Annotated in this window: 1 protein-coding gene; it reads left to right on the top strand. The window is 57.1% G+C overall.

Going from position 1 to position 1,104, the window contains the following annotated elements:
• Positions 1-161: 161 nt before the first annotated feature.
• The coding region (locus tag NW840_RS13660; protein ID WP_414344858.1) for an RNA-guided endonuclease InsQ/TnpB family protein at positions 162-1,104 on the top strand (943 nt) is incomplete at its 3' end.

Raw genomic sequence — 1,104 nt, 5'->3', positions numbered from 1 at the left:
TTAGCAAGCCAACCACGAGCCTCTGGGGTGGTTTACTGCACCCCCAATCGACCGTTACCAGTGCCCTAAAAGCTGTTTCTGGTGCCCGCAGTACCATTATAGCATTCCTCCCGACACTGACCCTACGGGTACCGTACGGGGCTCCTGCAATTTCTATCTGAATGCTGCTTGGATTCCGCACCCGCTTAGAGCTGAATAACCGGCAGAAGACCCTAGCCGCTCAGCACGCTGGGGTAGCCCGTCACGCCTACAACTGGGGCCTGGCCATCTGTCGGCAAGCCCTGGAGAACCGGCAGAAACTCCCCACCGCCATTGACCTGCACAAGCGCCTGGTAGCCGAGGTTAAGAAGGAAAACCCCTGGTACTACCAGGTCTCCAAATGCGCTCCTCAGCAGGCATTACGCAACTTGGAGCAAGCCTTTAAGCGCTGGCGGGGTGGGTTGGGGAAGTTCCCCCGCTTCAAACGCAAGGGAGTGCGAGACAGCTTTTACCTAGAAGGCAGCATCCGCATTTCTGGCGACCGCATCAAGGTGCCTATCTTCGGTTGGCTGCGCTGTGCAGAGTTACTTCCGGCGACCACACCCAAGAACGTGGTCATTAGTCTTCGCGCCGGACATTGGTATATCTCCTTCAAATATGAAGCTCCAGCGCCTCAGGTGGAGAAGACCGGGGAAGTTGTGGGAGTGGACTTAGGTATCCATCACCTGGCCACCTGTTCCGACGGGGAAGTATTCGAGAACCCAAAGCCCTACCGCAAGGCGAGGAAGCGTCTGGCCAGACTGCAACGGCGGCTGAGTCGCAAGCAGAAGGGATCCGCTAACCGTAAGAAGGCGGTGGTGCAGTTAGGCAAGGCCCATAAGCGGGTGGCAGACATTCGGCAAGACAATCTGCACAAGCTAACGACTTACCTGGCCAAGAAGTATCGGGTGGTGGTGATTGAGGGCTTGCAGGTGAAGAACCTGCTCAAGAACCGCAAGCTGGCAGGAGCGCTGTCAGACTGTGGGTTCTACGAGTTTCGGCGACAGCTAGAGTATAAGGCCCGGCTCTACGGCTGTCAGGTGGTGGTGGCGGATAGGTTTTATCCGTCCAGCCAACTGTGTTCAG

Origin of the sequence: Synechococcus sp. R5-13 (genome assembly GCF_047462015.1) — a bacterium.
Taxonomy (GTDB): Bacteria; Cyanobacteriota; Cyanobacteriia; order Thermostichales; family Thermostichaceae; genus Thermostichus.
Note: the sequence above shows the minus strand (reverse complement) of the source record. Positions and strands in the feature narration are given on the sequence as shown.